The 4783-nt window shown below is 64.4% G+C and carries 3 protein-coding genes and 1 other RNA gene; 2 read left to right on the top strand and 2 right to left on the bottom strand.

Features of this window, described 5'->3' with window-relative positions; all coding sequences use genetic code 11:
• Positions 1-72, top strand: a transfer-messenger RNA (tmRNA) gene (gene ssrA / locus AC2VON_RS19870); the annotation flags it as partial.
• A gap of 196 nt (positions 73-268) precedes the next feature.
• On the opposite strand, the gene AC2VON_RS19875 is transcribed toward ssrA, so the two are convergent.
• Together AC2VON_RS19875 and AC2VON_RS19880 are read right to left on the bottom strand one after the other, a co-directional pair.
• A complete protein-coding gene (locus tag AC2VON_RS19875) occupies positions 269-1969 on the bottom strand; it encodes a hypothetical protein (RefSeq protein WP_486954481.1) in 1701 nt (566 codons plus the stop codon).
• Between the two features lie 121 nt (positions 1970-2090).
• Entirely contained in the window at positions 2091-3017 is a 927-nt protein-coding gene (locus AC2VON_RS19880) for a hypothetical protein (protein ID WP_486954482.1), read from the bottom strand.
• 359 nt (positions 3018-3376) lie between these two features.
• On the opposite strand from AC2VON_RS19880, the gene AC2VON_RS19885 reads away from it, so the two are divergent.
• Positions 3377-4579, top strand: coding sequence for a helix-turn-helix transcriptional regulator (locus AC2VON_RS19885; RefSeq protein ID WP_486954483.1), 1203 nt, complete (start codon positions 3377-3379; stop codon positions 4577-4579).
• Positions 4580-4783: the final 204 nt, after the last annotated feature.

The raw sequence follows: 4783 nt of genomic DNA on the forward strand, positions 1-4783 counted from the left end.
GAGCGAACTGCGCACGGAGAAGCCTTGAGGGTATGCCGTAGGACCCGGGTTCGATTCCCGGCAGCTCCACTTTGGGGTATTTGCACTACCTGCCAGCGGATATGTGCAAAACCCAGCGGTAAATCGCTCCATCGAGAAAGCCCCTGCCGGTGATCGTCGGAAGTGGTTTTCTCGTAGGTTCGCGGGCGCCGTATGGTTGCCATGCGGCCGGTCGAGAGCGTTTTTCGCTCACCGTGCGACGGCCTGTGGCTCCCCGGCGAGGGGAGCTTTATCGAGTGCTGGCGGCTTCAGCGGCCGGGCCGACAAGCGGTGGCCCGTGAGCGTTCGGCAGGTACGAAGCCACGGTTTTCCCCCGTCTCCTGCGGTCGCGTAGTAGCGGTGGCCGGCAGGTGACGGCTCGCGGCTTTTTCGCCAGGAAAGCATCGATCACGCGAATGTTGGTACCGCACAAAAGGAAGCTGGTGTACAGCCATTGGATCGTGTAGCCGCGAGCACGGCGAAGCCCAGGGCTGCCCAGCGCGGAGTGAGCGTCGTTCTTGACGATCCCGTTCAGCCCTTCGACGGTATTGCGCGGTGTGTGGTACAGCTCGTACCACTCCTTGCTGCGGTAGGGCACCGCCTGTCCATGCTTGAGGCCCGTCTCGGGTCCGAAGGCGGTGCTCTCGGAGTTGGTGCAGATCCGGTCGGGATGTGTCGGCGGGTCAACGATGTGAGTCCGCAGCTTGGCTGCTTTCCTGCCTTTTCTCGGTTTGAGCGGGCAGTCGACGGTCGCCGATGGGCCGGCCGCCGGGCAGCGCATCTGGACGACGCCGTTGTGGTCGGCCCGGCTTTTCACCTGGAGCTGGTAGTCGCGGCGGGAGTCGATCAGGTCCCGGTAGACCGAGTAGACCGAGTCGTCGATGCTTCCGTCGAGGTGGTTGATGCTTGTGTTGACGAGAGCCTTGGGCATGGCTGGGCAGTACCAGGTTCCCTCTACCTGTATGGCGCCGGCGTGTTGATCCTGGATGCCGAGCTGAGTCTTCTTCAAGTCGGCTACGAGCTTGTAACCCAATGCTTTCAGCGGCCCCTGGAGTTTTTCGACGCTGGCGCTGGGCAGGTAGGCGCGGTCGGCGACAAAGTAGTTGACTGGCAATCCCCGGGACACGATCTCTTCGGCGCACACCATGGCGTTCTCGGCGACCCGCCCGGACGGCCGCTCCAGCGACATCGACAGCGCAAGTGGTGGAACCGGACCGGACACGGTGGGGTCCTTGGACATGACCGCGATGGTGGCCTCGTAGGCGTAGACGACTTTGTCCCGGGTTCTGGAGAAGCGTTTGTTGTCGGCGTGATCGTCGGCTTCACGGACATACCATCCGGCGTCGAATTCCGGACTACAGGTGGACTCGGGGTCGCGTTGTACGCTGCGCGGGGTGCCTCGGGTGCCCCATACCGGCACGGCGGTGCCGTCCACACAGATCGTCCCCTTCCATGCCGAACGGACCTCCGCCGGAAGGGCGCGGTAGACGGTGTGTAAGAGCTGGTTGGTAACCCAGCTTGTGCGCCGGAGTTTTTCGGCGAGTTCGGCGGACATAGTTTCGCGGAGCGTACGCCGCCGCCACACCTCGGCGTTGGGCAGTCGGCGTCCGGTGGAGAACGGTGCAGAGTCGATCACGTCGACCAGGCGGCGGATGGCGCGCCGCAGATTCGTATACACATCGCGGTGGGCGCGGTGCCCGATCTCATCCGGCAGTTGCAAGAGTTTCCGGCTGGGGCGGTTCAGGCGAGAGCACACGGTGTTAGCAAGCTCGGTGATGAGCAGCGGCTCGCCGGCGATGGCGTGGGCCATGTGCAGGATCAGCACCTGCCGGTCGGTGAACATCGCGGGCCGTCCACCGCGCATTCCGTGTCCAGGATCATCGTCGCGGCGCCATGCTGCGAGTTTTTCCACCACGCCGGAACAGTCGATGATCTCCGCGGCGAGCTGCACCGTGTTCGCGCTGTGTGTGCCTTTGAATGTTCGTGCCGGGCAACGTGTCTCGTGAGGGAACAACGACGCACAGCGCCGCTCCAATCTCTCGTCTTCACGCACCGTTGCACCGGACATGTAGTTATCCCGCCCCGCGTAGCAGGGACCGTGCGCGGGCGAGGTCCACGGCGGGAAGGTAGGAGACACAGCGGGCGAAAGCGTCGAAGCCCTGTACCCCGGCGGCGTCAAGTAAGGCCCTGGCGGGGACACCTGCGGCCAGATGTCCGGTGATCCAGGTCGTCCGCATCCGTGCGGTCGACGGAGACGCATGGTCGCCCTTCTTCGTGAAGTGGTTGATCACGTTCGGGTTGGGACGGCCCGCGCCAAGGCGGAATGCGAATGTCTCGGGGTCGGTGCTGGAGTGCGCCAGTGCGATCAGATCGGGTTCCCAGGTGGCGAGCACCGGAACGGCCCGTGCTCGGCCAGCGACGACATGGACGAGTACGCCGTCGTCATCGACGGTGATGTGGCCGTGCCGGACATTACCGATCTCCCCGCCGGTGAGTCCGGCGCCCAGCCCGAGTGCCAGCAGAACTTTCGTGTCCATTCGCCGGGCGGCGGTCGGTTGTCCGGCAGCCCACGAGCGCCACGCCGCTTGCTCAACGGGGGAGTAGGGGCAGATGGTGTTTTCCCGATTCAGTCCCGGTAGACCGGTGCTCTGATGTTCCGGGGCCAAAACCTCACCCATCCGTAACAGACGGGACCGGTAAGTGCCCCGCGTTGACTTCGAAAGTTGGGCGCAGTCCTGCTCGATGAACATACCGACGACAGGACGCCGGAACACCACGTCGGGCTCCAGCGGCAGCCCACGGCGATATGCCCACACCGTCAGCCGTGACACCAGCCGTGTCATCACCCGGGTGGAGCAGGGCGTGCGTCCCTCGCAGCCGGCTACCGCTGCCAGGACGAAACCTTCGATCACCGCCCACTCGTCAGCGGGCAGGTTCGGCGCCCAGCGTCCAACCGCGACCGGGCGTCGGTCACGAGACGCGACCTCTTCAATGCTCATCGCGAGGCCCGCAGCCGTGGCGCTTCGTGCCACGGCACCGGTCACACGGTGATGCGACACGCCGGTACGCGCGGCGTTGTGAACGTGTTTTCGGACATGCTAGACTCATGAATAGACCTCCAGACGGTCTGCGTTGTACGTTTCCGGGTTCCGACCCGGTCCGCTTTTCGAGTTGTACCTCGGAAGCGGCGATAGAAGGGCCGCGATGTCGTGGTATGGACCACCACTCGCGGTCTTTTTCGTTACCCGATCATGACCTCCAGAATCGAATCTCAAATTGAGAGCATATCAGTCCAGGGTTGTGCTCACTTGATTTATAATTCGATTTGAGCGTGTCGCCGGGACCGGAAGGGGGCGGTGTGCCCGTCTCTTCAGCGAGGGCTTTCGACGGCGCCGTGCTACGCCGGGCGCGCGAGGCCGCAGGGCTTTCCCGCGCTGAGTTCGGCCAGCTGATCGACACCGACGCCGAGATGGTGAGTCTGTGGGAGGAGCACGGCGTCACGCCGACTCCCAGTCGTATCAAGCGGATCGCCGAAGCGGCAGGAATTCCAGTCGACAACCTCTACCGGCTCCCCGCAGGCGTCTCTCCACTCGTCGCGATGCGGACGAAGGCTGGCCTGAGTCAACGGGCTCTCGCCCAGCGTGTCCAGGTGTCGCAGGCGTTCATATCGAGACTGGAGCGGGGGACCGCCGAGCTGACACCCGAACTGGCGCAGTCCATCGCCGACACTGTCGGCGCGAGCGCCGAGGAAGTCGAAGCCGCGATAGCCAAGCCTGTCCGTAACTCCGGCCCCCAGAACGACGAGGCGACGTACGTTAGCCGCGATGAACCGCCCAGTGTTACTGCACGGGGTCCCGGTTCCACGGTGCACATCGTTCTCGTCTATCTCCTGGAATACGAAGACGACGTGCTGGTGCGTCATTCCGAGCAACCGGCTTTGGTGCACTCCCCGCGGGGCTTCCGGATCGAAGGCGGTGACTCCGCCAGTACCAAGGCATTGGCTGACCGGACGTTGTCGTGGCTTGCCGCCGACGTGCCCGGCCCACACCTGAAGCGCCTGAACTTCGTTCAGCACTACGAGGCGCGGATCGTCATGGACGGCGAGCCGGTATACGCCCTGCGTCGGCAGTATCCCGGGGACGACGGGCGAAATATCGTGTTCGACTCCCTCGCAACCCTGCTCACCCCGCAATGGCCGAATCCCGTGACCGGGGAAGACGACCCCGCCGTCAAAGCCACACTGCGGCGTGAGTTGTTCACCTTCCTGCCCGAAGCCGCGGAAGATGTGGGGCGACTGTTCATCGCCGCCGAACCCACTGACACCTGGGAATGGTTGCGTGACCAGGTGCCGCCGTCCTACGGCGCGCTGGCCGTGGTGTTCGCCGACCCCGACATTCCGCCCGGTGTGCATTTGCTCGTCGTCGCCGACGACGCTGTCAAAGCGAACACCCGGCGCCCTGACGGCTCCAAACCGAACCGGGGGTTCGTCGCCGTGTCCGGTCTCGGGATCACCGGCGGCACCACGCTAGGTGAAATCGCGCGACGGCTTGCGGACCGTTGACGTCTTCACGGCCGATACGGGGGGGCGGGGTTGCGGTGGTGGCGTGTGCCGACAAGTGACGCTGGCATCGCCAAAAGTGAAGCGAATCACCGGGGTGGTTCGTTTCACCGCTGCCTGGCAAGGGAGTGGCCACGATCAACATCTCGGAGTCGCTGGTTATCGCGACACGGCAACTCCCGTGATTGCTCATCCCCGCTCAATGCA

This window comes from Mycobacterium sp. TH-M82, assembly GCF_057473605.1.